Source organism: Micromonospora zingiberis, assembly GCF_004331455.1.
GTDB lineage: Bacteria > Actinomycetota > Actinomycetes > Mycobacteriales > Micromonosporaceae > Micromonospora > Micromonospora zingiberis.
Genome location: NZ_SJJR01000008.1, coordinates 175,299 through 197,562, shown reverse-complemented (window position 1 = coordinate 197,562; position 22,264 = coordinate 175,299). Strand labels below are relative to the sequence as shown.

Annotated in this window: 20 protein-coding genes; 11 read left to right on the top strand and 9 right to left on the bottom strand. The window is 71.3% G+C overall.

Annotated features, from left to right (window positions below; translation table 11 throughout):
- Position 1 precedes the first annotated feature (1 nt).
- Positions 2 to 1,480: a cation:proton antiporter domain-containing protein gene (locus E0H26_RS14555; RefSeq protein WP_131304141.1), complete on the bottom strand. Its 1,479-nt coding sequence runs from the start codon at positions 1,478 to 1,480 to the stop codon at positions 2 to 4.
- A 49-nt stretch (positions 1,481 to 1,529) separates the two neighbouring features.
- The gene (locus tag E0H26_RS14550) at positions 1,530 to 1,757 is read right to left on the bottom strand and encodes a cation:proton antiporter regulatory subunit (RefSeq protein ID WP_131304140.1); all 228 of its coding nucleotides are present in this window, start codon (positions 1,755 to 1,757) and stop codon (positions 1,530 to 1,532) included.
- Between the two features lie 72 nt (positions 1,758 to 1,829).
- Between E0H26_RS14550 and E0H26_RS14545 the strand changes: the two genes are divergently transcribed.
- A complete protein-coding gene (locus E0H26_RS14545; RefSeq protein WP_131304139.1) occupies positions 1,830 to 2,156 on the top strand; it encodes a hypothetical protein in 327 nt (108 codons plus the stop codon).
- Positions 2,157 to 2,195: 39 nt separating this feature from the next.
- On the opposite strand, the gene map is transcribed toward E0H26_RS14545, so the two are convergent.
- Positions 2,196 to 3,014, bottom strand: coding sequence for a type I methionyl aminopeptidase (gene map / locus E0H26_RS14540; protein ID WP_131304138.1), 819 nt, complete (start codon positions 3,012 to 3,014; stop codon positions 2,196 to 2,198).
- 75 nt (positions 3,015 to 3,089) lie between these two features.
- Between map and E0H26_RS14535 the strand changes: the two genes are divergently transcribed.
- On the top strand, positions 3,090 to 3,356 hold the full coding sequence (locus E0H26_RS14535; RefSeq protein ID WP_131304137.1) for a helix-turn-helix domain-containing protein: 267 nt from the start codon (positions 3,090 to 3,092) through the stop codon (positions 3,354 to 3,356).
- Between the two features lie 99 nt (positions 3,357 to 3,455).
- Here E0H26_RS14535 and E0H26_RS14530 read toward each other — a convergent pair whose 3' ends face one another.
- A complete protein-coding gene (locus tag E0H26_RS14530; RefSeq protein WP_165521871.1) occupies positions 3,456 to 6,596 on the bottom strand; it encodes an AfsR/SARP family transcriptional regulator in 3,141 nt (1,046 codons plus the stop codon).
- 155 nt (positions 6,597 to 6,751) lie between these two features.
- Here E0H26_RS14530 and E0H26_RS29330 point away from each other — a divergent pair, with 155 nt between their 5' ends.
- The 5 genes from E0H26_RS29330 to E0H26_RS14510 all read left to right on the top strand — a co-directional run bounded on the left by E0H26_RS29330 (position 6,752) and on the right by E0H26_RS14510 (position 10,627).
- Entirely contained in the window at positions 6,752 to 6,937 is a 186-nt protein-coding gene (locus E0H26_RS29330) for a hypothetical protein (RefSeq protein ID WP_165521870.1), read from the top strand.
- A 108-nt stretch (positions 6,938 to 7,045) separates the two neighbouring features.
- Positions 7,046 to 7,588, top strand: a complete 543-nt coding sequence (locus E0H26_RS14525; protein WP_131304135.1) for a TlpA family protein disulfide reductase — start codon at positions 7,046 to 7,048, stop codon at positions 7,586 to 7,588.
- Complete coding sequence (locus E0H26_RS14520; RefSeq protein WP_131304134.1) at positions 7,585 to 9,537, top strand: ABC transporter ATP-binding protein; 1,953 nt, start codon at positions 7,585 to 7,587, stop codon at positions 9,535 to 9,537. Before E0H26_RS14525 ends, E0H26_RS14520 begins: the two co-directional genes overlap by 4 nt.
- Positions 9,534 to 10,070 (top strand): S26 family signal peptidase, encoded by a 537-nt coding sequence (locus E0H26_RS14515; protein ID WP_131304133.1) that lies wholly within the window; start codon positions 9,534 to 9,536, stop codon positions 10,068 to 10,070. Before E0H26_RS14520 ends, E0H26_RS14515 begins: the two co-directional genes overlap by 4 nt.
- The gene (locus E0H26_RS14510) at positions 10,067 to 10,627 is read left to right on the top strand and encodes a MauE/DoxX family redox-associated membrane protein (RefSeq protein WP_338106211.1); all 561 of its coding nucleotides are present in this window, start codon (positions 10,067 to 10,069) and stop codon (positions 10,625 to 10,627) included. The genes E0H26_RS14515 and E0H26_RS14510 overlap by 4 nt, the downstream gene beginning before the upstream one ends.
- A 126-nt stretch (positions 10,628 to 10,753) precedes the next feature.
- Here the strand turns inward: E0H26_RS14510 and E0H26_RS14505 are convergent, their stop codons facing one another.
- Entirely contained in the window at positions 10,754 to 12,211 is a 1,458-nt protein-coding gene (locus E0H26_RS14505) for a glycoside hydrolase family 43 protein (protein WP_131304131.1), read from the bottom strand.
- A gap of 272 nt (positions 12,212 to 12,483) precedes the next feature.
- On the opposite strand from E0H26_RS14505, the gene E0H26_RS14500 reads away from it, so the two are divergent.
- The 3 genes from E0H26_RS14500 to E0H26_RS14490 all read left to right on the top strand — a co-directional run bounded on the left by E0H26_RS14500 (position 12,484) and on the right by E0H26_RS14490 (position 14,966).
- A complete protein-coding gene (locus tag E0H26_RS14500) occupies positions 12,484 to 13,227 on the top strand; it encodes a glyoxalase (RefSeq protein WP_206025120.1) in 744 nt (247 codons plus the stop codon).
- Positions 13,228 to 13,338: 111 nt separating this feature from the next.
- Positions 13,339 to 13,740, top strand: coding sequence for a PadR family transcriptional regulator (locus tag E0H26_RS14495; protein WP_240742173.1), 402 nt, complete (start codon positions 13,339 to 13,341; stop codon positions 13,738 to 13,740).
- On the top strand, positions 13,737 to 14,966 hold the full coding sequence (locus tag E0H26_RS14490) for a permease prefix domain 1-containing protein (protein ID WP_131304130.1): 1,230 nt from the start codon (positions 13,737 to 13,739) through the stop codon (positions 14,964 to 14,966). The genes E0H26_RS14495 and E0H26_RS14490 overlap by 4 nt, the downstream gene beginning before the upstream one ends.
- 161 nt (positions 14,967 to 15,127) lie before the next feature.
- Here the strand turns inward: E0H26_RS14490 and E0H26_RS14485 are convergent, their stop codons facing one another.
- The 3 genes from E0H26_RS14485 to E0H26_RS14475 form a co-directional block, all read right to left on the bottom strand.
- Positions 15,128 to 15,610 carry a VOC family protein gene (locus E0H26_RS14485; protein ID WP_131304129.1) on the bottom strand — a complete coding sequence of 161 codons (483 nt, stop codon included), beginning with the start codon at positions 15,608 to 15,610 and terminating at the stop codon, positions 15,128 to 15,130.
- Between the two features lie 51 nt (positions 15,611 to 15,661).
- Positions 15,662 to 15,886 carry a hypothetical protein gene (locus tag E0H26_RS14480; protein WP_131304128.1) on the bottom strand — a complete coding sequence of 75 codons (225 nt, stop codon included), beginning with the start codon at positions 15,884 to 15,886 and terminating at the stop codon, positions 15,662 to 15,664.
- Between the two features lie 196 nt (positions 15,887 to 16,082).
- Positions 16,083 to 17,705, bottom strand: a complete 1,623-nt coding sequence (locus tag E0H26_RS14475; RefSeq protein WP_131304127.1) for a hypothetical protein — start codon at positions 17,703 to 17,705, stop codon at positions 16,083 to 16,085.
- Between the two features lie 173 nt (positions 17,706 to 17,878).
- Between E0H26_RS14475 and katG the strand changes: the two genes are divergently transcribed.
- Positions 17,879 to 20,092: a catalase/peroxidase HPI gene (gene katG, locus E0H26_RS14470; protein ID WP_131304126.1), complete on the top strand. Its 2,214-nt coding sequence runs from the start codon at positions 17,879 to 17,881 to the stop codon at positions 20,090 to 20,092.
- A 96-nt stretch (positions 20,093 to 20,188) separates the two neighbouring features.
- On the opposite strand, the gene E0H26_RS14465 is transcribed toward katG, so the two are convergent.
- Positions 20,189 to 22,090, bottom strand: coding sequence for a glycoside hydrolase family 5 protein (locus E0H26_RS14465; protein WP_240742172.1), 1,902 nt, complete (start codon positions 22,088 to 22,090; stop codon positions 20,189 to 20,191).
- Positions 22,091 to 22,264: the final 174 nt, after the last annotated feature.

Sequence of the window (22,264 nt, the reverse complement as noted above, 5' to 3'; positions counted from 1 at the left end):
CTCACTCCCGGGTGGCGCCCATCGGTTCGCGGACCAGGGCGCCGTCGATGTAGCAGTAGCGCCAGTCCTCCCCCGCCTCCAGTGACCGGATCAGCGGGTGGCCGGTCTGCCGGTAGTGCTGCTCGGCGTGGTTGTTGACCGAGTCGCTGCAACAACCCACCGCACCGCAGGTCAGGCACAGCCGCAGCTGCACCCAGTCGTCGCCGGACTCCACGCACTGCGGGCACGCCTCGGCGTCGGACTCGGTGATGTTGATCCGGTCCAGGTGGGTGCAGGCGGTGCTGATGGTCTCCTCCCGCACGTACCGCCAACTGGCGTGCAGCAGCCGGTCCGGGATGATCCGCGCGAGGTAGCGCGAGTTCGCCGCCAGCAGCGGACTGGCCACCGCCAACACCAGCACGTACAGGGCGATGAACGGGCCGAGGCGGGCGTCCAGGCCGGCGGCGAGCGCGAGGGTGGCCAGGATCAGGGAGAACTCGCCACGCCCCAGCACGGTCAGGCCGACGTTGGCCGCGCCCCGCTGGTTGAGCCCGAACAACCGCCCGGCGATCAACCCGGCGAGCACGTTGGTCACCACGGTCAGCAGGACCGCCAGCAGCACCGGCAGGGCCACCGAGCCGATCGCGCTGACGTTGATGCTGAGCCCGAACGCCACGAAGAACACCGCCGCGAAGACGTCGCGCAGCGGCAGGACCAGCCGTTCCACCCGCTCCCGGATGGGGGTACGGGCCACCACCAGGCCGATCATCAGCGCACCGATCGCGTCGGAGACGCCGATCTCGGCCGAGATGCCGGCCACCAGCACCACCAGCCCGACCATCAGGATGGCCAGCAGCTCGTCCTCGTTGCTGTCGATGATCTTGCCGACCAGTCGGGCGCCGAACCGGGCGACGGCGAAGAGCACGACCAGGTACGCGAAGCTGAGCCCGATGCGCAGCGTCAGCTCCCCCGCCGACCCGGCCCCGGACAGCAGCGGCGACAGCAGCGCCAGGTACAGCGCGAGGAACAGGTCCTCGATCACGATGATGCCGAGGATGACCGGGGTTTCCGCGTTGGCCAGTCGGCGCAGCTCGATGAGCAGCTTGGTCACGATGGCCGACGAGGAGATGCCGAGCGCACCGGCCACCACGAACGCCTCGTAGCCACCCCACCCGAGGGCGTACCCGAAGAGCAGACCGGCGCCGACGTTGAGCGCGATGTACGAGCCCGCCGCCACGAAGAGTCGCTTGCCGCTGCCGAGCACCTGCTCGACAGGGAACTCGACGCCCAGGTGGAACAACAGCAGCACCAGGCCCAGCGAGGCGAGCAGGCTCAGGTCCTCGGGATGGGCGATCAGCACCGGGCCCGGGGTACCCGGGCCGAGCAGGATGCCGGCCAGCATGAAGAACGGCACCGTGGGCAGGTTGATCCGGCGACCGAAGCGGGCCAGCAAACCCGCGATCAGTACGAGGGCGCCGAAGCCCACGAGGTCAGCGTGCACGGTGAGACTCCTGAGGTGGGCGCGGTGGGCTCGACGGGGGCAGGGTCGACTACTCGGAGAAGTACGTGCCGGACAGCAGCGCGCCCACCTTGCGGGCCTGCTCCTCCGACATCTCGATCACGGCCACCGGGTCGTCCACCCCGGCGGCGAAGACGTAGAGGTCCCGGGCGCCGTCACGGCGTACCACGATGGAGATCCGTTGGGTGTTGCTGCCCAGGTCGACGTCGTACCGTTTGCCGATCCCCGGCAATTCCTGCACGTAGATCCCTTTTCCCATGGCCCCTCCCGCTGCGCGGTCCGCGATTCCCTGCGCAATCGTACGAGCCTGCGGGCCGTTCCGTTGATCCGCGTGGCACCGGAGTCCGCTGGGTGGTGCAGGTCAGGTGGTGGCGGGCCCCATTTCCCCGACGCCGCCGCGTACTTCATCTTCCTCCGCGACCTCGGTCCACGGCGAGCCGCTCTGGCCGCGGCCGGAGCAACGGCTGTCGTCACCGCCAGCTTCCTGTTCGTGATCTACCTCGCGGTGTTCGCGTTCATCGTCGCCGCCGGTGTCTACCTGCTGGCACGCGACCGGGTGCGGATCAGCCACGCGCTGGTACTGGCGGGGACCACCATCGGTGGGCTGCTGGCCGCTTCCGTCCTCGTCTTCTGGGTCAGCCTGACCTACGTCATGTGACGGCGGGCCCGCCTTGGCTGCCCCGCCCCGGCCGGTGGCTCAGGAGGCCGTGGCGGACCGGCTGGCGGGGTCGGCCGGGGTGCGGCCGTGGGCGGGGCGGCGGGTCAGGACCTGAGGGCCGGCGGCCGTGATGGCGACCGTGTGCTCGGAGTGGGCGGTACGGGAGCCGTCGGCGGAGCGGATCGTCCAGCCGTCGGCATCGAACTTGATCTTGTCGGTGCTGCGGCAGAACCAGGGCTCGATGGCGATGGTGAGGCCGGGCTCCAGTTTCATGCCCCGGCGGGCACGGCCGTTGTTGGAGACGTGCGGGGCCTCGTGCATGGTGCGGCCGATGCCGTGCCCACCGAACTCGGCGTTGACCGGGTAGCCGTAGGAGTCTGCGACGCCACCGATCGCGGCGGAGATGTCGCCGAGGCGGCCGCCGGGCTGGGCGGCGACGATGGCGGCCTCCAGTGCGACCTCGGTGGCCTCGATCAGCCTCAGGTCGGCCGGGTCGGGGGTGCCGACGACGACCGACAGCGCGGAGTCGGCGGCCCAGCCGTCGATGACCACCGCCATGTCGATGCTGAGCAGGTCACCGTCGCGCAACACGTAGTCGTGCGGCAGGCCGTGCAGCACCGCGTCGTTGACCGACAGGCACAGTACGTTGCGGAACGGGCCCCGGCCGAACGAAGGGGCGTAGTCCCAGTAGCAGGATTCGGCGCCGCGTTCGGCGATCCGCCGGCGGGCGTGGTGTTCGAGATCCATCAGGTTGACGCCGACTGCGGCGACGCCGCTCAGCTCGGCGAGCAACTCGCCGACGAACTGGCCGGTCACCGCCATCCGAGCGATCTCCTCGGCGGACTTGAACTCGATCACGAGCACCTCCCTCGTCCTGTCCGGTATTTTTATACCACGCCCGGTTGGACTGCTCCGGAGGACTATCCTGCTGCCATGGTTCGTCAACCACTCACCCCCGAACAGATCGCAGCGGGCCAGCGTCTCGGCGCCGCCCTTCGCCTCGCGCGGGGCGGCCGCAGCCTGGTCGAGGTGGCCCTGGCAGCCGGCATCTCCCCCGAAACCCTGCGCAAGATCGAGGCGGGCCGGCTGCCGGCACCGGCGTTCGGCACCGTGGTCTGCCTCAGCCAGGCCCTCGACGTACCCCTCAGCGACCTGGCCGACGTCTGGCGGGCCGACACGCCCATCCGCCAGGCGTCCTAGCGATCGACCGCACGACCGGGTCGCGCGCAGAGTCGGCCAGACACCGCCCCTGCGAGGTATGGGCGCTGAAACGGCGCAGCGGCTGGCGCCATCGGCGGGTCAGGCGGCCCGGGCCTGGGCGAGCAGCCTGAGGCTGCGGGCCAGGCCGAGCCGGTGCCCGGTCCGGCGTTGCACGTCCACAGCCCTGAGGGCGAAATCGACGGCGTCTTCCGGTGCTCCGTGCACCAGCATCACGCGGCCCAGCATGGCGAGCGCCTGACCCTCGTAGCCGGTGTAGCTCGCCGAGCGGGCCAGGTCCAGTGCCCGGCGCGCGGTGACGGCAGCCGCGGTGCTCAGGCCCACGGCCAGCTGCGCCTCGGCGGTGCCGAGCAGCGCAAGGCACACCCACTGCCGGTCCGCCGTGTCCTCGGCGAGGCGCAGCGCACGTCGCAGGTACAGCAGGCTGCCGTGGTGCCGGCCGTACCGGCCGTGGACCGTGGCGAGACTGATGAGGGCCAGCGCCTCGGTGTGCGGATCGCCGGTGCCACGGACCGCGGCCAGGGCGCTGCGCGCACTGTGCAGTGCCTGCCCGGGACGAACGAGCAGCAGCTGCACCAGCGCGAGGTGGCTGAGCGCACTCGCCGCACCCTCCCGGTCGGCGAGACCGTGGTAGATGTCCGCGCTGTGGCGTAGGTACCGCTCGGCCCGTTCCGGACGGCCCTGGGCGTAGTGCAGGGAGCCGAGGTTCACCATCACGGATGCGGCACCCCGCCGGGTGCCCGCGCCGGTGTGCAGTCGCAGCGCCTCGGCGAGCTGCTGGCCAGCGATGGCGAACCGACCGAGCTGAATGTTGATCGCGGCGAGGTTGTTGAGGTTGATCGCGACGCTGGCCAGTCTGCCAGCGGATCTGCTGGCGGTCAGGGCCAGCTCGGTGCACCGGGCCGCCTCCGCGGTGTCGCCCAGGTGGGCGTGCCGCACGCCGAGCGTGGTCAGCGCGGACGACAGTCCGACGGTCCAGCCCGCCTGTTCGCTCAGTGTCGCGGCCCGTCGGCAGTGCTCGACCGCATCGTCGTGCTGGCCGGCGACGACCCGGGCGACTCCCGCCGCGAGGTGCATGGCGGCCTGGGCTCGCACGTCCCCCTGCGCCTGGGCAGCTGCCAGGCCGATGCCGATGAGCTGGTCCCACAGGACCAGGTTGCGGGACGACATGAAGTGGCCACGCAGGCTGTCGGCGAGCCGCCAGCCCATCGCCGACTCGCCCCGGGACTCGGCCGCGACGATCATCTCGGCCAGTTGCGGCTCCTCGGTACGCAGCCACAGCACCGCGTCCGCCGCCTCCGCGAAGACCGGTTCAGGCTCCGGCTCCAGCCGGACCAGTTGGGGGTAGAGGATGTGGGCGGCACTACGGGCCCGTCGCAGGAACCAGTCGTACCCCCGGCGGATCGACGCCTGCCGCACGTCGTCCGAGTCGCTTCGCGCGGCTCGGTCACGGGCGTACTCCTTGAGTAGGTCGTGAAAGGTGTACCGATCGTCGGCGACCCGCAGCAGCAGATGCGCCGCCACCAGCCGCTCCAGCCCGTCGTCGACCGGGGCCTCCAGTAGCGCCCCGGCGAGCCCGGCGCTGAACGAGGTGACCGGAAGGTTCCCCAGCAGCCGGAACAGCCGTTGGGTCAGCGGGTCGAGCGCGGCGTAGGAATGGTCGAAGGCCCGCTGCACGGTGGCGCTGGCGTCATGGTGAATGGCCAGCGCGCCGAGCCGCTGGTCGGAGTTGAGTCGCTCGACGAGGACGTCCACCGGGACACGGGCGCCACTGACGACGGTGGCACCGGCGATGCGCAGCGCGAGAGGCAGCTGGCCGCAGGCCCGGGCCAACTCGGCGATCCCGGGCCGGGGGCCACCCAACACCCGTTCGAGCAGCGTGCTCGCCTCGGCGATGTCCAGCACGTCGATGTCGATCTCGGTGGCGCCGTTCTGGGCGACCAGACCAGCGAGGCGTTCCCGGCCGGTGACGACGACCCGGCAGCCGGGGCCGGCGGGCAGCAGCTGCCGGACCTGTTCGGCGGACCCGGCGTTGTCCAGCAGGACGAGTACCTGCCGCGCGGCGGTCATCGTCCGGAACATCGACGCCGCCAGTTCCACGTCGGCTGGGACCTGGTGGGCCGGCACGCCCAGGCCGGTCAGCAGGTGAACCAGCGCGGTCTGCGGAGTCAGCGCCGGCTCCTCGTCCCAGCCGCGCAGATTCACGTACAACTGGCCGTCGGGAAAGGCGGGTGCCTGACGGTGCGCCCAGTTCAGCGCGAGGGCGGTTTTCCCGACACCGGCCATGCCGCAGATCATCGTGAGTTTGCCGAGCCGGCCCAACAGCTCCATCTCGGTGTGCCGGCCCACGAACAGCTCCGGCGCCGGTGGGAGCTGCCGGGGCACGGTCGGGGTCGGCGGTGGCCCGGCAGGTGGGTGCGGCGTCGAAAGCGTCCCCCGGGCACCGCTGGTCGATTCGAGCGGCACCGGGGCGCCCGGGCCGTCGTCGCGGTCCGTCCCGCGCAGGATGGCCAGGTGCAGTTCCCGCAGCTCGCTGCCAGGTTCGACGCCAAGCCGTTCGGCGAGCAGCGCACGGGTGTTCGCGTAGCTCTCCAGCGCCTCGGCGGTCCGACCGGCCCGGCACAGGGCCCGCATGGTCACCGCCACGAGCGGCTCCACCAGGGGCTGTTCTGCGGCCAGTCTGGGCACCTCGGCCAGCACCCGCCGGTGTTCGCCCAGTCGCAGCTCGCATCCGGCCCAGGTGACGATGGCCGACAGATGCTGGCGGCGCAGGTCTTCGCGGATCCGGTCGAACCAGGCGCCGGGCAGACCGGCGAACGGCGCGCCGCGCCACAGGTCAAGTGCCGCCCGCAACTGGGCGGCCTGCCGGCTCGGATCGTCGTGCAGCGCCGCTGCGGCGTCGATGATCCGGATGAAGCGGTGCAGGTCCACCGCGTCGGGGTCGATGTCGAGCTGGTAGCCGTCGCGGGCACGGACGAGCCGTGGCGCATCCTCGCCGGCCAGCGCCCGCCGTAGATGCATCACGTGGACGTAGAGCGCGTCCCGGGCGGCGGCCGGCGGTTCGTCGTCCCACACCCGCCGGACAAGCACCGAGACCGGCACCGGGACGGCCGGATCCGCGGCGAGCGCGGCGAACACCGCCCTGCGTTTCGGTGGTCCGAGGTCGACCTCGACGTGGGAGTGGCACACCCGGACCTGACCCAGCAAGACCACTGTCGACACGGATCCCCCCGAGCCCCGACCGGCTGTACTGCCGAATATAGCCGTCTTCCAATGCGGCACCAGATCGGTGACCAGATATTGGCAAGACGCCGACCAAGACCTGCTTGGGAGGGTCGTCCTGCCGGGATGTCGGCACCGACGAGTGAGGAGATGGCATGTACAAGAAGATCGAGAGCTGGGGCACCCAGCTGCTCGGCCGGCTGGTGCCCGTGGTGACGGCCGACGCGGCGTGTGGGCCGCCCGTCGACACCTACTACGCCAGCTGCTGGCAGTGCAACTACCGCTCCTGCTGGGCGATCTGCCGCAGCGGCTGCGGCTGCCAGGTCTACTACTGCAACTGAGCGCCGAACTGGGCACCGTGATCTGACGGCGGTGCCGGCCGGCGGCCCGTCCGACATGGACGGGCCGCCGGCATCCCGCCCAGCCGTTTCGCCGGACAGGAGTGAACATTGCCCATCTTGGTTGCCGCCGTCGTTGTGCTCGGCGCGCTCTGCGTTTTGAACCTGATACTCACCATCGGCCTGGCCAAACGGCTGCGGGAGCAGTCGGAACGGCTCGGCGACCTCGGCCGTCCACCAACCCGGGTACGCGTCGGCCAGGCGATCGACGCCTTCGATTCGGCGACCGTGGACGGGCACCCGATCCGCTCCACGGACATCGCCGACGGCACCGTCGTGGCGTTCCTCTCGCCAACCTGCGGGCCGTGCCAGGACAAGTTGCCGGCCCTGGTAGAGTACGGCGCACAGACCTGGCCCGACGAGCCGCTGGTCGCCGTGGTGACCGGTGATGACGACAGCGCCGATGAGTTCGTACAGCGGCTGCGTCCGGTCGCCCGGGTCGTGCGGGAGGACCGAGACGGGGGCGCGGTCGGCACGGCGTTCGGGGTCAGCGCGTACCCGATCATCGTGCGGGTCGCCCGGGCCGACGACGGCCGGCTCGTCGTCGCGGACAACGATGTCGTCGTCGGTCGCCCGGCCGGTGCCCGGGCATGACCACCACGGGGGCGGCCGACGGACCGGGCCGCGGTGGCCGCCTCGACGCGGCCGGCCCTCCGGGGTCGGCCGGCCGGGCCACGCCGGCCGGGGCCGACACTCACCTGCCACCCGAGCCGGGAGCGGCGCGGCGGGCCCGGGTGGCCGTCGCGCTTGCCGCGCGCACCGCACCCTGGCGGTTTGCCCTGTACGTGACGGTGACACTGCTCGCGGGTGGCCTGCCGGTGCTGACCGCGTGGCTGACCAAGCTGGTGCTCAACGGCCTGACCGGACCCAGCGTCTCGACGGGTGCCGTGGTGGCCCTGGCCGGCGGCCTGGCCGCTGCGGGTGTGGTCGCCGCCATGGTGCCGGTGGTGGCCCGATACCAGCGTGCGGAGTTGGATCGCCGGGTCGGCCTGGCGGTGCGGGAGCGGCTGTTCGTCGCCGTCGACCGCATCGTCGGGCTCGGCCCGTTCGAGAACCCCCGGTTCCTGGATCGACTCCGGCTCGCCCAACAGGGTGCGATGCTGCCGAACGAGGCACTCGACGGCGGGCTCGGCGTGCTGCGCGCCGGCATCACCATCGCGTCGTTCCTCGGCGTGCTGTGGGTGGTCAGCCCGGCAATGACCGTGCTCACCCTCGCGGCCGGCGTGCCGACGCTGCTGACCCAACTCGCCCTCGCCCGACGTCGGGCGCGGGTGTTTCTGGAGATCGGGCCGGTGGAGCGGCAGGAGATGTTCCACGCCGACCTGCTCGGCACCGTCGCGGCGGCCAAGGAGATCCGACTGCTGGCGATCGGGGCGCACCTGCGTGACCGGATGCTGGCCAGCCGGCGGACCGCTGACGGCGCCCGGCGGCGGCTGGACCGCCGGGAGGCGGCCACCCAGGCCGGGGCCGCGTTGCTGGCCGCGGCGGTCGCCGGGGCGGGACTCGTCTGGGCGGTCGGCGCCGCCGCCCAGGGCCGGCTCACCATCGGTGACATCAGCATCTTCGTCGCCGCGGTCACCGGCGTGCAGGCCGCGCTGACCGCGATGGCGCAGGAGTCGGCCCGTACGCACCACGCGTTGCTGATGCTCGGTCACCATCTGGCGATCACCGATGCCGATCCGGACCTGCCGGTCGGTGCGGCACCGGCCCCGTTGCCCGCGCTGCGACACGGCATCGAGCTGCGCGACGTGTGGTTCCGCTACTCCGACGCGCACCCGTGGGTGCTTCGCGGCGTCGACCTGGTCATCCCGCGCGGCGCGGTGCTCGGGCTGGTCGGCCTCAACGGGGCGGGCAAGTCCACACTGGTCAAGCTGCTGTGCCGGTTCTACGATCCGACCCGGGGCAGCGTGCTGTGGGACGGTGTCGACATCCGCGAGGTCGACCCGGCCGAGCTGCGCCGCCGCGTCGGTGCGGTGTTCCAGGACTACATGTGTTACGACATGTCGGCGGCCGACAACATCGGGCTCGGCGACCTCACCGCCCTCGCCGACCAACCGCGAATCGAGGCGGCCGCGCGCCGGGCCGGGATTCACGACACGGTCGCGGCGATGCCACACGGCTACCGGACCCTGCTGTCCCGGATGTTCTTGAGCGAGTCGGACCGCGCCGGCCCGGACAGCGGCGTGCCCCTGTCCGGTGGGCAGTGGCAGCGGCTGGCGCTGGCCAGGGCCTTCGTCGGGCAACGGCGTGAACTCATGATCCTCGACGAGCCGTCGGCGGCCCTCGACGCCGCCGCCGAGGAGGAGATTCATCGGTCGCTGCTGACCTTTCGCGGCGGCACCACCCTGCTCATCTCGCACCGGCTCAACGCCTTGCGGGACGCCGACGCCATCGTGGTGCTCGACGGGGGCCGCGTCGTCGAACAGGGGAACCATGCCACGCTCCTGTCAGCTGGCGGCCGGTACGCCCGGCTGTTCCACGCCCAGGCCAGCGGGTACCAGCCGGCGTCGCCGGTACCGGAACCCGCGACGGGGCGACGATGAGTACCGGGTTCGGTCTGCTCACTCTGCTGCTCGGCGTGCCCTTGCCGGTGGTGCTGTGTTCGTCGGCTGCGGTGGTGGTGGCGGGGATCGTCGCGGTGCGGCGCGGGCTGGCCGTCGTCACGGTACGCGGGCAGAGCATGTGGCCCACGTACGGCGACGGCGACCGGGTGCTCGTGCGCAGGGGCCGGGCGCCCCGGCCCGGCCAGGTCGTCGTCCTGGAACGCCCGGACGTACACGGCTGGCTCCGTCCGCCGATGCCGCCGACCGCCGGCCCGTCCGCCGTCGCGGACCGGCAGTGGATGATCAAGCGGGTGGTGGCGGTTCCGGGCGACCCCGTGCCCTGGGACCTGCTCCCGGCGCTCAGCGGCAACCCGTCCGGGCGGGTGCCGGCCGGGCAGTTCGTCGTGGTCGGCGACAACCTGGCGCGCAGCTGGGACTCCCGGCTTATCGGATACGTCCCGGCCCACCGGCTCCTCGGCCGGGTCCGATGTCGACTCGGCTCGTCCGGCAACACGCAACGGCCGTGGTCATGACGTACGTCGGCGTACTGTGCGCGGTACTGACCGGCCTGGTTCTCACCGTCTCCTCGGTGAGCAAGGTGCGGGGCCTGCGCGCCTTCGCCGCCTTCGCCGCGTCGCTGCCGGCCTTCGGCGTACCGAGGCGCCTGGCACGCCCGGTGGCCGGGGGTGTCACCGCCGCGGAGACCGCCGTCGCGATCGGTCTTGCCGCCTCGCCGCTGGTCGGGGTCGGCTTCGCGACCGCCGCGCTGCTCTCCGCCGCGGTGCTGTTCACGGTCCTCACCGGCGCGGTGGTGACGGCGCTGCGGCGCCCCGGCCGGGCAGCCTGCAACTGCTTCGGGCGTGGCGCCGAGCCGCTCGGCCCGACGCACGTGGTCCGCAACCTCCTGCTGACCGCAGCCGCGGTGACCGGGGCGGCAACGGTCACACCGGAGCCCGGCCACCCGGCGGGCCTGACGGTGGCCGCCGCCACGGGCGCGCTGCTGGCCGGCCTGGTGGTGCGCTGGGACGACCTGACCTATCTGTTGCGCCCGACCGGCCCGTCCGGTCAGGCCGACCTCAGTGGTCGCTGACGGGATCGAAGGCCTCACCGGCGTTGCCGGCCGAACCTGACGGAAGGACTCGGCGGCGACGCCGCACAGGTGGGCCCCCGGCTCCGCCACGGCCGGCTGCCGTGGCGGAGCCAAGGGGCACGGGAGTTACGAGGTCAGCCGGAAGGTGGCGTCGTTACGTCCCGGGGTGTCCGTGATCGGGTCGAGGCGGAGTTGGTAGTCGTAGTGCCGGATGTACCGGTCCGGGTAGTTGTACGACTGGAACGACGACCAACCGCTGTTGCCCAGCCCGGCGACCTGCCGGAAGGTGGCGTCGGCGGCGAAGATCGAACTGCCGTCGTTGGCCGCGAGCACGAAGTCGAAGCCGTAGTGCCGCAGGTAGTAGCCCGGATAGTTGACCGACTCGAACGACACGTACCCGGAGTTGTTGGCCAGGCCGGGCACCACCCGGAACTGGGCGTCCTGGGCGGGGCTGACGTTCGGGTCGATGCGTACGTCGTAGTTGGCGTGCCGCACGTACCGGTCCTGGTGGGTGTACGACTGGATCCGGTTGACCGGGGAGTTGACGCTGCCCCAGCGGGCCAGCACCCGACTCTCCTCGGCGGCGGTCAGGTTCAGGATCGAGCCGTGCCGCTTACGGCTGGCGCCCATGTTGTAGTCCGACCGGATCCGGAAGTTGGTGACACTGCCCAGGTTCGTCGAGGTGATCGGCAGGTAACCACGGTTGGTGGCGAACTGGTCCAGGTACAACGCCCACTCGTCGCGGCCGTTGAACTGCATCCACATCGGGCCCTCGACGATGTTGCCGCCGCCGGTGCCGTTGGAGATGCCCAGGTGCGACAGGTTCCCCAGGCTGGTCCAGGTGCCCAGGATCGAGTTGCTGGCCTCGATCGGGATGTGCCCGTCGGCCGAGGCCCGGTAGTAGCGGTAGCCACCGACGCTGTTCGGCACCTCGATGATCTGGGTGTCGATGATGCCCTGGCCGCCGGGGCGCTCGATGTACAACTGCGGGGCGGTGAAGGTGCGGAAGTCGCCGGTACGTACGTACCAGATGCGGTTCTTGGTGACGCCGTTGCGCGGAGAGTTCGTCGCCCAGTAGAGGACGTAGTCGCCGGTGGCCTGGTTGTAGATGGCCTCCGGCGCCCAGGCGTTGCCCGCGCCGGGGATCGCACCCGCGACGTTGATCAGCCAGGGGGTGGACCAGTTGACCAGGTCGCGGGACTCCCACACCACCAGGGAGGTGCTGCCCCGGTTCAACGCATCGCTCCACGAGATGCCGCTGGCGATACGCAGGTCGGTCGCGACGATCCAGTACCGGTCGCCGGCGGGCGAACGGACCAGGGCGGGGTCGCGGACGCCGCGCGTGCCGAGCGTGGAGAGCAGGACGGGGGCGCCGTTGTTGAGGTCGCGCCAGGTCAGTCCGTCGCGGCTGTGCGCGAGGTAGATCTGTTCGCCGTTGGCGGACTCCCCGGTGAAGTGCGCCATCAGGTATCCGGTGAACGGGTCGAGCGCGGCGGCCTCGGCACGGGGCGCCTGCGCCGCCGGCAGCAACAGCAGGCAGAAGGCAGCGAGCAGGGCGCTCATCCTGGCTAGAACTCTCGACATGGCTCTCCTTGCCGGCGCGGGTCGGGGACGGCGGATGGTGCGGGGTGGCGGCAGTTCATGTGAGCGTTAACAACACCCGTCAGCAATCGGCTTGGATCACTGTTTTGGGCTTGTTTCGCAGTGTTGACGGCGCGCCTCCCACTGTCAAGACATCGACACACCCCGTTTCCCGGTGGGTCATCCGGGGGCCGGATGTGAACGCTGCCGTACCACCAGCCGGGCCAGCGGAGATCCGCCGAGACACCCGATCCGGCGAACCGACGGACGCCGGGGTGGGGACACGGCGGTGGGCGAAGGTCGCCAACCACGCCCTGGAGTCGCCGGCACGCACGCCATCCGGTCTGCGCGCAGATCAGGTCTCTGGGCCCACGGTGACCTGGGAGCAACGCAAGCCGTACCTGTATCTCGCCATTCGATTCAGCGGCTTCGAACTGCACTACGGCCGAGCACCGCAGGGACTCGACCCGACGACCGAGCAGAGCGGTGGCTGCCTGGTCATGATCGACGCGGTGGTGCCGTACCATGCCGCGTTCGTCGCGGCGATGCGTGCCGCGTACGGCAAGGTGCTGGCTCGGGGGTTGCCCCGGATCACCCGCTACCGGCCCGGCGCGTCGCGGTTCAGCATCGTCGACCCGTCCGGCAACACCATCGTCTTCATCCGGCGGGACGAGCCGGCCGAGTTGGAGTACGGCGGGTCGGATCAGCTGTCAGGGCTGGCCCGGGTGCTCGACAACGCCCGGATCCTGCGCGAGTTCAAGAGCGACGACCTTGCCGCCTTCCGGGCGCTGAACTCCGGACTGCGCCGGCACGGCGACGAGGCACCGGCCGTGGAGCAGGCGATGGCGCTCGCCGCGCTGATCGAATTGTCGACCGCGCTGGGCAAGCTCGACGTGGTGCCCGACTGGGGCGATCGGCTCCGCGCGCTGCCGCTGACCGCCCCGGAACTCGATCGGGTACGGCTGTCCGTCGCCGACCCCGCACTGCTCGGCCCCTGGCTGCCCGACGCGACAAGCTGACTTCCCGCGTCGTCCCAGGCTGACCCTCAGGGCTCGGCGCGCCGGGCCTGGCACCTTCCCCACGCCTTCGCCCCTTCGGCGGCACGTACTTGATCTGATACAGTACTTGTCGTGGTTGACAAGTTGGTCCTCTCCGACGACGACGTGCTCGCCGCCGACCTGTTGCGCGGTCACACCGACACGATCGTGCTGGGCATCCTCCGGCGCACCGACAGCTACGGCTTCGAGATCTTCAAGTGGATCCGGGACGGCACCGGCGGTCGCCACGAGATCAAGGAAGCCACGCTGTACGCCAGCTATCGCCGACTCGCCCGCGACGGGCTGATCGAGTCGTACTGGGGCGACGAGACCCAGGGCGGTCGCCGCAAGTACTACCGCATCACCGACGCCGGCCGCGCCGTCTACCAACGCAACGTCGCCGCCTGGGCGGTGACCCGCGACCTCATCGACACCCTGCTCGACCTGGCCGACCGCGCCGGCCAGCCCGACCCGACCGCTGGAGGGCAGCCATGACCACCCACGCCACACTGGACGTCCATCGCCTGCTCGACGAGGCGTTCGCCGGCATCGAGATGAGCCCCGACCGGCAGGACCTCAAGGAGGAGATCCGCGCCAACCTGGTCGCCCGGGTCGGCGAACTGGTCGACACCGGCCACTCCCCCGCGACCGCCGCCCGTCAGGCCATCACCGAACTCGGCGACCTGCGACCGCTGCTGGACGCCGCACCGGCGGCCAGCGCACCGTCCGCCCACGCCGAATGGGAACGCCACCGGGTCCGCCCGACTCCCGGGTTCCTGGTGCGTACGGCGCTGCTCGCCGCCCTCGGCGTCGCCGGGCTCGCACTCCTCGTGCTCGCCACGGCCGGCACCGCCGTACCGTCGGGGTGGTTGCTGGTCGCGGTCACCGCCGTCGCCGTCGCGGCCGGCGCCGGCACCGCCGACGCGCTACGCCAGGAGACCTCCAGCAGCTACCCGATGCCGGCAACCCGAGCCGGCGGGTACGGCCTGGCCGTCACCCTCGCGCTGGCCGGGCTCGGCGCGGGCTGGTCATACCTGACCAGCGGCGGCCTGCCGTCGCTGCCGGTCGGCGCGGTCGCGGTGGTCGCGGCGGTGGTTCTCTTCGCCTACCTCGGTGGCACCCAGACCAACCGGCACAAGCCGTGGATGCTGCGGCTCGCTGCCAACCACCACGACATCGCCAACCGCTTCACCGAGGACCCGGCCAGCGCCGCCCGGTTCGGGCTCTACACGGCCACCATCTGGCTGGTCGCGATCGCGGCCTTCGCGGTCCTGAGCGTCACCGTCGGCTGGGCCTGGTCCTGGCTCGCCCTGCTCGGCGCCATCGTGGTCATGCTGGTCCTACTAGCCCGCATGCAATTCCCCCACCACCCCCCACCACAACCCCCACCTAACCCACCCACCCCGCGCCCACCCCCACCCCGGCCCGCCCTGGCCCTGGTTGATCAAGGAGTTTGCGTCTCGGCACAGGCCACCCAGCGACCAAAACTTCTTGATCAACCGGAGCGGCGGGGCGGGCCTGAGCGGGGGTGGGGTGAGGTTAGGGGTGAGGTGGGGGTGGGTTCTGTCTCGCGGATCTTGGTTCGAAACGGTCCCCGTGGGGGCCTCATGGGGGCCGTTTCGAACCAAGATCCGCGGCTTGGATCGGGTGAAGCGGATCGGGTCGCCCGGCGGTGTCGGCTAGGAGGTCGACCAGCGGTGGTGGGCCGCACCGTGGACTAGTAACGCCGCCAGGTCGAACGCGGCTTCAATGGCGCAGGCACTGGCGCGACCAGGCGGCCAGGTACGACATGCTCGGTACCCACTTCCACGCCTTGCTCGACTCGCCGAACGTCGATCGGCCTACCCGCCGCCCTCGACCAACAAGATCCGCGAGACGGAACCTAGGGGGTGGGGGGTGGGGGTTCGGGGTTGGTGGCGAAGCCGTCGAGTTCGGTGCGCTCGTCGAGGGTGCGTAGTTCCTGGAAGACCGTGATGTGCAGGTTGGCCGGCGCGTCCAGGCGGGCGTTGACCGACTGCCAGGGGGTGAGGGTCGGCGGGGCGACCTGCCTGGCGCCGGCAGCCGTCAGCCGGTCGGTGGTGGCGGCGGTGTCGTCCACCTCGAACGCCACCCGCAGCCGGGGCGCGACCTGCCGGCCCACCTCGACGTCGTCGATCATCCGCTTCTGTGCCGGGTTGGCGATCTCCAGGGTGGCGCGTCCGGCGTCGAGGATCACCACGCGGGCGTCGTCGCCGCTGGAGAAGGCCGCCTGCTCCGGCAGGCCGAGCACGTCACGGTAGAAGCTGACCGCCGCCTCGTAGTCGTCGGCCTCGACCACGAGCCGCAGCTGACGCACCGGCGAAGCGGGCAGCTCGGCGGAGTCCATCGCGGTCCACCTTTCCTCCTGGCCGGCACCCCGACACCGCCGGGGAGCCACTTACCTGATCGTGTGCGTCGGGTCGAGGGCTGCCAGCACATCGATGCGCGCCCGGGTCTCCCGAAGCCGGTCGGCAGCGCAGTGCACGAGAGCATAGTGGATCGCGTAACAGATGGCGGTCATGGCGACCAGCACCCCTTGCCGCACCCGGTCCCGCGGTATCGCGATGACCTGCTGTGGCAGGTCGCTGGACATCAGCGCGTCCTCGTCGGTCAGCAGCACCACCCGGGCACGTCCGACTACCTGCTGGGCCGGCTGGCCCGGCGGGACAACCGGGCCAGCCTCTAACAAGACCCGTCGGCGGCCTCCTGTGCGAGGAGGCCGCCGACGGCGGTCCGGGTGTCACCTCGACCCCCGACGGCGGTCCGGGTGTCACCTCGACCCCCGACGGCGGTCCGGGTGTCACCCCGGCCAGGGACAGCTACGGCTTGGTCTCGAAGGTGGGCTGGGTGGACGGTTCCCAGATCTGCGGGCTGGCGGCCACCGCCTCCTTCAGGTTGGTGTACCTGGGCTGGTCGGTCTTCTGGCCGAGCACGGCGCGGACGGCGAACTGGGCCACCCGCTCCTGCATCAGGGCGACGTTGCCCGGTCCGAAGGCGACCTCGGAGTGCGGGCCACGGACGAACAGGAGTTCCTTGTCGCCCTGCACCCGCAGGTAGGCGTTGAAGGTGGGGAACGGACCCTGGATTCCGTCGAACAGGCCCTTGCCGAAGAAGACCGCCGGCCAGGAGCCGATGCCGGCCAACGGCTCCGAGGTGCCGCCCAGGCCGACGGTGTGGTTGACCTTGCGCCGCGCGGCCTCGGCCAGCGACGGGTTGACCACGGGGAAGCCCGCCATCAACACCGCGCCCTTGACGTTGTGGCCCCACGGCTTGTGGCAGGCCCGCTCGGGAGTGTCCAGTTCGCACCACTTGTTGAAGTTGGCGTTCATCGCCCAGGAGGTGGCCGCCGAACCCTGGCTGGGGCCACCGAGGATGATCGGCAGTTTCTTCATGTTGTTCGGCACCAGCGCGCGGACGGCGTTCTTGCCGGTCAGCTGGCGTCCGTCGGCGCCGACGATGCGTACGCCGGCACCGGTGTCGAGCGCGTCGACCGCCCGCAGCATGTCCAGGCCCTGCTGGAGGATGTTGTCGCCGGAGATGCCGCCGGAGATCCCGTGGCCGCGCTTGTCGAACGTGAGCACGTCGACGCCGGCCTGGTTGAGCTTGTAGAGGTACTGCCGCCAGTGCCGGCCCGCCCACTGCTCGGTGCCGCGCGACGGGTAGCTGACGTTCTCGAACCTGCCGGTGCTCTCCGAGCGTACGTAGAGCGGGTCGCGCGGGTCCTGGATGGTGGTGGTCTCCACCGACCGGCCACCGACGAAGATCGCCAGGGACTGCACCCGGCGGCCGTTGGGCTGCGGCACGCCGGCACCGCGCAGGTACCAGCCGCGCAGCTTGACCGGTGCGGTGATGCCCCGCTTGAGCCGCTCGTACGGCTCGGCCGGCACGGCGAACTCGAAGGTGTAGCTGTCCCGGTCGGCCGCGGCGATGGCCTCGTGGTACGGCGCCTGGGCGAAGAAGCCGGGACGCCGGATCTCGCGTAGGTCGACATTGGCCGCGTGCGGGTCGATCTTGCCTTCCGGCCGCAACGACCCGGTCAGCCGGAACTGTGGGGGGTTGTAGTTCTGCGCGTTGGTGATCGCGGAGCAGGGGGGCGCCGCCTCGCAGTTCGCCAGCATGTCACGCAGCACCTGGTCGGAGAACGCGTCCACCCGGTAGTCACCCTGGTAGCCGGCCGGTTCCAGCGGCACCTGGGTGAACGGCACGCAGGTGACGCCCAGCGTGTCGTCGGGTACGAGGTATCCGGGCAGTACCGCGTTCGCGTCGATGCCCACCGGCGCGGTGCAGTCGGTCGGTGGCGCCTGCTGCGCCTCGCTCGGCAGCTTCGGTGTTGGCTTCGGCTTCGGCTTCGACGACGGAGCCGCCACGGCGCCGCCGGTGGTGAGCACCGCCGAGGCCGCGACTGCGATCGCGAGCGGTGTCCACCATCCTCTCCTGCTCATGTTCCCCATCGCGCCTGGTCCCTTCGGTGGTGGTGTGACCTTCCGGGCAGGCTAAACCGATTTAGCCATCGAGGGCCATACCGGCTTTGTGATCGCCCGACAGCGCTACGCAGTGTCCCGGGACCCGGACGGCCAGTTGACTCAGGCGAGAGACCCGTACGAGAAGGAGCGACGTGTCCGAGCGCGGCAGCGAAAGCGAGAACCCGGCAATCCCCTCCCCGACTCCGAAGCCGAGTCGACCGAGGACGAACCAGGACTGGTGGCCCAACCAGCTGAACCTTCAGGTCCTGCACCAGCATTCCCCCCGGGCCAACCCGATGGGCGAGACGTTCACCTACCCGGCGGAGTTCGCCACCCTCGACGTCGAGGCGCTCAAGCGCGACGTCTTCGAGGTGATGACCACCTCGCAGGACTGGTGGCCGGCCGACTACGGCCACTACGGGCCACTGTTCATCCGGCTGAGCTGGCACGCCGCCGGCACGTACCGCATCGAGGACGGCCGGGGCGGCGCGGGCGACGGCGGGCAACGGTTCGCCCCGCTCAACAGCTGGCCGGACAACGCGAACCTGGACAAGGCCCGCCGGCTGCTCTGGCCGGTGAAGCAGAAGTACGGCCAGCAAATCTCCTGGGCCGACCTGCTGGTGTTCGCCGGCAACTGCGCGCTGGAGTCGATGGGCTTGCGTACGTTCGGCTTCGGCTTCGGGCGCGAGGACATCTGGGAGCCAGAGGAGATCTTCTGGGGGCCCGAGGACACCTGGCTCGGCGACGAACGCTACAGCGGCGACCGGGAACTCTCCGGTCCGCTGGGCGCGGTGCAGATGGGACTGATCTACGTGAACCCGGAGGGGCCCAACGGCACCCCGGATCCGTTGGCCGCCGCCCGGGACATCAGGGAGACCTTCCGGCGGATGGCGATGAACGACGAGGAGACCGTCGCGCTCATCGCCGGCGGCCACACCTTCGGCAAGACGCACGGCGCCGCCCCCGCCAGCTACGTCGGCCCCGAGCCGGAGGCCGCGCCGCTGGAGGAGCAGGGGCTGGGCTGGCGCAACACCTTCGGCACCGGCAAGGGCCAGGACACCATCACCAGCGGCCTCGAAGGCGCCTGGACGCCCACCCCGATCACCTGGGACAACAGCTTCTTCGAAACCCTCTTCGGGTACGAGTGGGAACTCACCGAGAGCCCGGCCGGCGCGAAGCAGTGGCGGCCCAAGGGCGGCGCCGCGGCCGACGCGGTGCCGGCCGCGCACGACCCGTCGATCCGGTACGCCCCGATGATGGCCACCACCGACCTCGCGCTGCGCGCCGATCCGGCGTACGAGCAGATCTCGCGGCGTTTCCTGGCGCACCCGGACCAGCTCGCCGAGGCGTTCGCCAAGGCGTGGTACAAGCTGCTGCACCGGGACATGGGACCGCTGTCGCGCTACCTCGGGCCGTGGGTGCCCGCGCCGCAGCTCTGGCAGGACCCGGTGCCGGCGGTCGACCACGAGCTGATCGACGCCGAGGACGTCGCCGCGCTCAAGGCGGCGTTGCTCGCCGGTGGCCTGTCCGTCGCCCAACTGGTCCGTACGGCGTGGGCGTCGGCGGCGAGCTTCCGTGGCACCGACCAGCGGGGCGGGGCCAACGGGGCGCGGATCCGGCTTGAGCCGCAGCGGAGCTGGGCGGTCAACGACCCGGCGGAACTGGCCACGGTGCTGCCGGTGCTAGCGCGGGTGCGGGAGGATTTCAACGCCGGGCAGTCCGGCGGTAAGCGGGTCTCCCTCGCGGACGTGATCGTGCTCGGCGGCTGCGCCGCCGTCGAGCAGGCGGCCCGCAGCGCCGGGCACGACGTCATCGTCCCGTTCGCACCCGGCCGCACGGACGCCACCGCGGAGCAGACCGACGTGCAGTCGTTCGCCGTGCTCGAACCGACGGCCGACGGGTTCCGCAACTACCTGCGGGCCGGCCGGAAGCTGTCGCCGGAGACGCTGCTGCTGGACCGGGCCAACCTGTTGACGCTCACCGCACCCGAGATGACCGTCTTGATCGGCGGCCTACGGGTGCTCGGCGCCAACGCCGCAGGGGCACCGCACGGTGTCCTCACCGGCCGGCCCGGCACCCTGACCAACGACTTCTTCGTCAACCTGCTCGACATCGGCACGCAGTGGACGGCGTCCGCCTCGGCCGAGAACGTCTACGAGGGCCGCGACCGTGCCACCGGCAAGGTCACCTGGACGGCCACCGCCGTCGACCTCGTCTTCGGCGCGAACTCCCAGCTGCGCGCCATCGCCGAGGTCTACGCCAGCGCCGACGGTCAGCAGCGGTTCGTCCGCGACTTCGTCACGGCCTGGGTGAAGGTGATGAACCTGGACCGCTTCGACCTCGGGCCGGCGGCGGGGCGCCGATAGGTCGCCCCGCGGGTGGCGCGGTGGTGCTGCCGCGCCACCCGTGGCTGCGCCGTGCTGCCTGCCGCCGCGCCGTCCCTGGACCCGGCCGGCGGAGGGTCAGCCTCGGCACAGCAGGGCGTCGGGCTCCTTGCCGGGCGACCAGATCCAGGCCCGGTAGGCGACCCCGACGAGGTGTTCGCCCGGGGCGCACTGGCCCTTGTAGTGGCCGGTGGCGAAGTCGCCACCCGGGCCGCCGGCCGGGCGGTTGTCGCCACGGTCGAACCACACCACCCGGCTGGTGCCGCCGACCGGGGTGCCCGCGTCGCGGCAGAGCACGGACGACAGGTCCCCACCACGGACCGCGTACCCGGTGACGGTCTTGGCCCTCGGGCACTGGAACTTGGTGAAGCCGACCGCCCAGTCGGTGTCCACGTGGGCCTCGTCGCGCACCACCTGATGACCGCCGGTGTCCGGGGCGCCGGTGCAGAGCCCCCGGTTGCCGGTACGGCTCAGGCCGACCAGCCGCTGGCCGTCGGGGCACACCGCCTTGCGCGCACCGGAGTCCCAGTCCGGCAGCGCCCGCATCCGTACCGACTGGTTGAAGTCGGCGTGGTCGAGGGTGAGCATCGACCAGTTGCGGACCGGGGCGACCGGCCCGGTCAGACCGCCGGAGACCAGCCGCCGCCAGGCGTCGGCACGCCAGTCGTCGCCGTCGTAGAGGCCCATCCGGTTACCGGCCGCGTCCCAGTGCATCAGCGCCCAGCCGTTGCCGCGCCGGTTGTCGTGCCAGCCCACCAGCGGCCAGTAGGCGAAGTCGGCGTCGGTGGCGACCAGGTAGTCGACGAAATTGTGGAACCAGGCCCGCGACTTCGGATCGGTGTTGTCCCGGCCACCCACCCCGAACTCGCTGATCCACACCGGGGCGGTGAAGTGCCGGTCGCCGTCGAGCGCCACGTACGCGGCCTGCCGTCGTACGGTCTCGAAGAGCTGATCCCGGCTCAGGTCCTGGTAGCGGGGGTCGGTGGTCTCGCCGATGCCGGTGGCGCCGCTGTGGTTCGGGCCGGTGTAGCCGTAGAAGTGCGCCGAGTAGACCAGCTTGTTGGACCGGACCAGGGTGTGCGACAGCTGGGCGACCGGTTCGAGGGTGGGCCGCCCGTGCGGCAAGCCGTCCACCGGCAGCCCGTACCAGTTGATGCCCTCCACGATGATCAGCAGGTTCGGGTTGGCCTCGGTCAGGATGCGGTCCCCGGCCCGCTGCGCGGCGGCGTGCCAGTCGTGGCGGTCACCGAGCCCCCAGTTCGGGTCGTCGAGGATGTTGCGGCGTACCTCGTTGTAGAGGTCGGCACCGACCACCCGGGCGTTGCCGGCGTACCGGCGGGCCATGAACAGCCAGTCCTGCTCCCACTGCTCGGTGCTCTGGCTCGTGTTCCACCGCTCGTTGCCGTCGAGCCCGCAACACCACCTCGACGTGTTCGTGTGGTTGTTGAGGATCACCGCGAAACCCTGGTCGGTGAGTACGCGGATCGCCTCGTCGTACACCTGGAGGGGGGTCCTGCCGCGCAGCTGCGGGTTGGCGCGGACCGAGGCGTCCGGCACCGGGCGGCCGTCGCGGATCATCTCGTTGGAGAACGGCAGCCGGATGCTGTTCAGGCCCAGCTCGTGGAAGCTGGCCACGATGTCGGCCAGCGGCGCGCGGTCCAGCCCCAACGGCATCTGGTCGGCCTTCTCACCCGCATGGTGGTTGGCCGCGTCCGCCGTGCTTCCACTGCCGTTCCAGGTGCCGCTGGCGCCGTGCCAGTTGCCGGACTTCAGCTTGAACCGGTTGCCGTTGGCGTCCACGACGTAGCGCCCACGGGTGCTCAGCGGCGCGGCCCAGGCGGCGGCCAGCCGGGGCGCCGACTGCGGGGCAGCGCCCTGCGCCGAGGATGGCACGGCGCTGCCCTGCGCCGAGGATGGTACGGCGAGCGCGACCGTGGCCAGCAGCGCTATCGGGGTCAGAAACCGGATCAGACTACGCACGAGCACTCCTTCGCCCCGACCGACTTCCGACGCTCAGATAGTAGGCGATCGATGAAGCGATGGTCATCCGCGGAAATCCCGGTCCGGGGTGTCACTTCTGCGGCGTCGGCGGTGCTTCGTAGGTATGGAGGAGGAAGCTGGTCTCGTCGGGCCGGGACGGGTGGCCGCCGTGCC

Excerpts from the sequence above, each read along its gene's own strand:
- E0H26_RS14550 (WP_131304140.1), bottom strand. The coding sequence starts at position 1,757 with ATGGGAAAAGGGATCTACGTGCAGGAATTGCCGGGGATCGGCAAACGG.
- E0H26_RS14535 (WP_131304137.1), top strand. The coding sequence starts at position 3,090 with ATGGTTCGTCAACCACTCACCCCCGAACAGATCGCAGCGGGCCAGCGT.
- E0H26_RS29330 (WP_165521870.1), top strand. The coding sequence starts at position 6,752 with ATGTACAAGAAGATCGAGAGCTGGGGCACCCAGCTGCTCGGCCGGCTG.
- E0H26_RS14520 (WP_131304134.1), top strand. The coding sequence starts at position 7,585 with ATGACCACCACGGGGGCGGCCGACGGACCGGGCCGCGGTGGCCGCCTC.
- E0H26_RS14515 (WP_131304133.1), top strand. The coding sequence starts at position 9,534 with ATGAGTACCGGGTTCGGTCTGCTCACTCTGCTGCTCGGCGTGCCCTTG.
- E0H26_RS14510 (WP_338106211.1), top strand. The coding sequence starts at position 10,067 with ATGACGTACGTCGGCGTACTGTGCGCGGTACTGACCGGCCTGGTTCTC.
- E0H26_RS14505 (WP_131304131.1), bottom strand. The coding sequence starts at position 12,211 with ATGTCGAGAGTTCTAGCCAGGATGAGCGCCCTGCTCGCTGCCTTCTGC.
- E0H26_RS14490 (WP_131304130.1), top strand. The coding sequence starts at position 13,737 with ATGACCACCCACGCCACACTGGACGTCCATCGCCTGCTCGACGAGGCG.
- E0H26_RS14485 (WP_131304129.1), bottom strand. The coding sequence starts at position 15,610 with ATGGACTCCGCCGAGCTGCCCGCTTCGCCGGTGCGTCAGCTGCGGCTC.
- E0H26_RS14475 (WP_131304127.1), bottom strand. The coding sequence starts at position 17,705 with ATGAGCAGGAGAGGATGGTGGACACCGCTCGCGATCGCAGTCGCGGCC.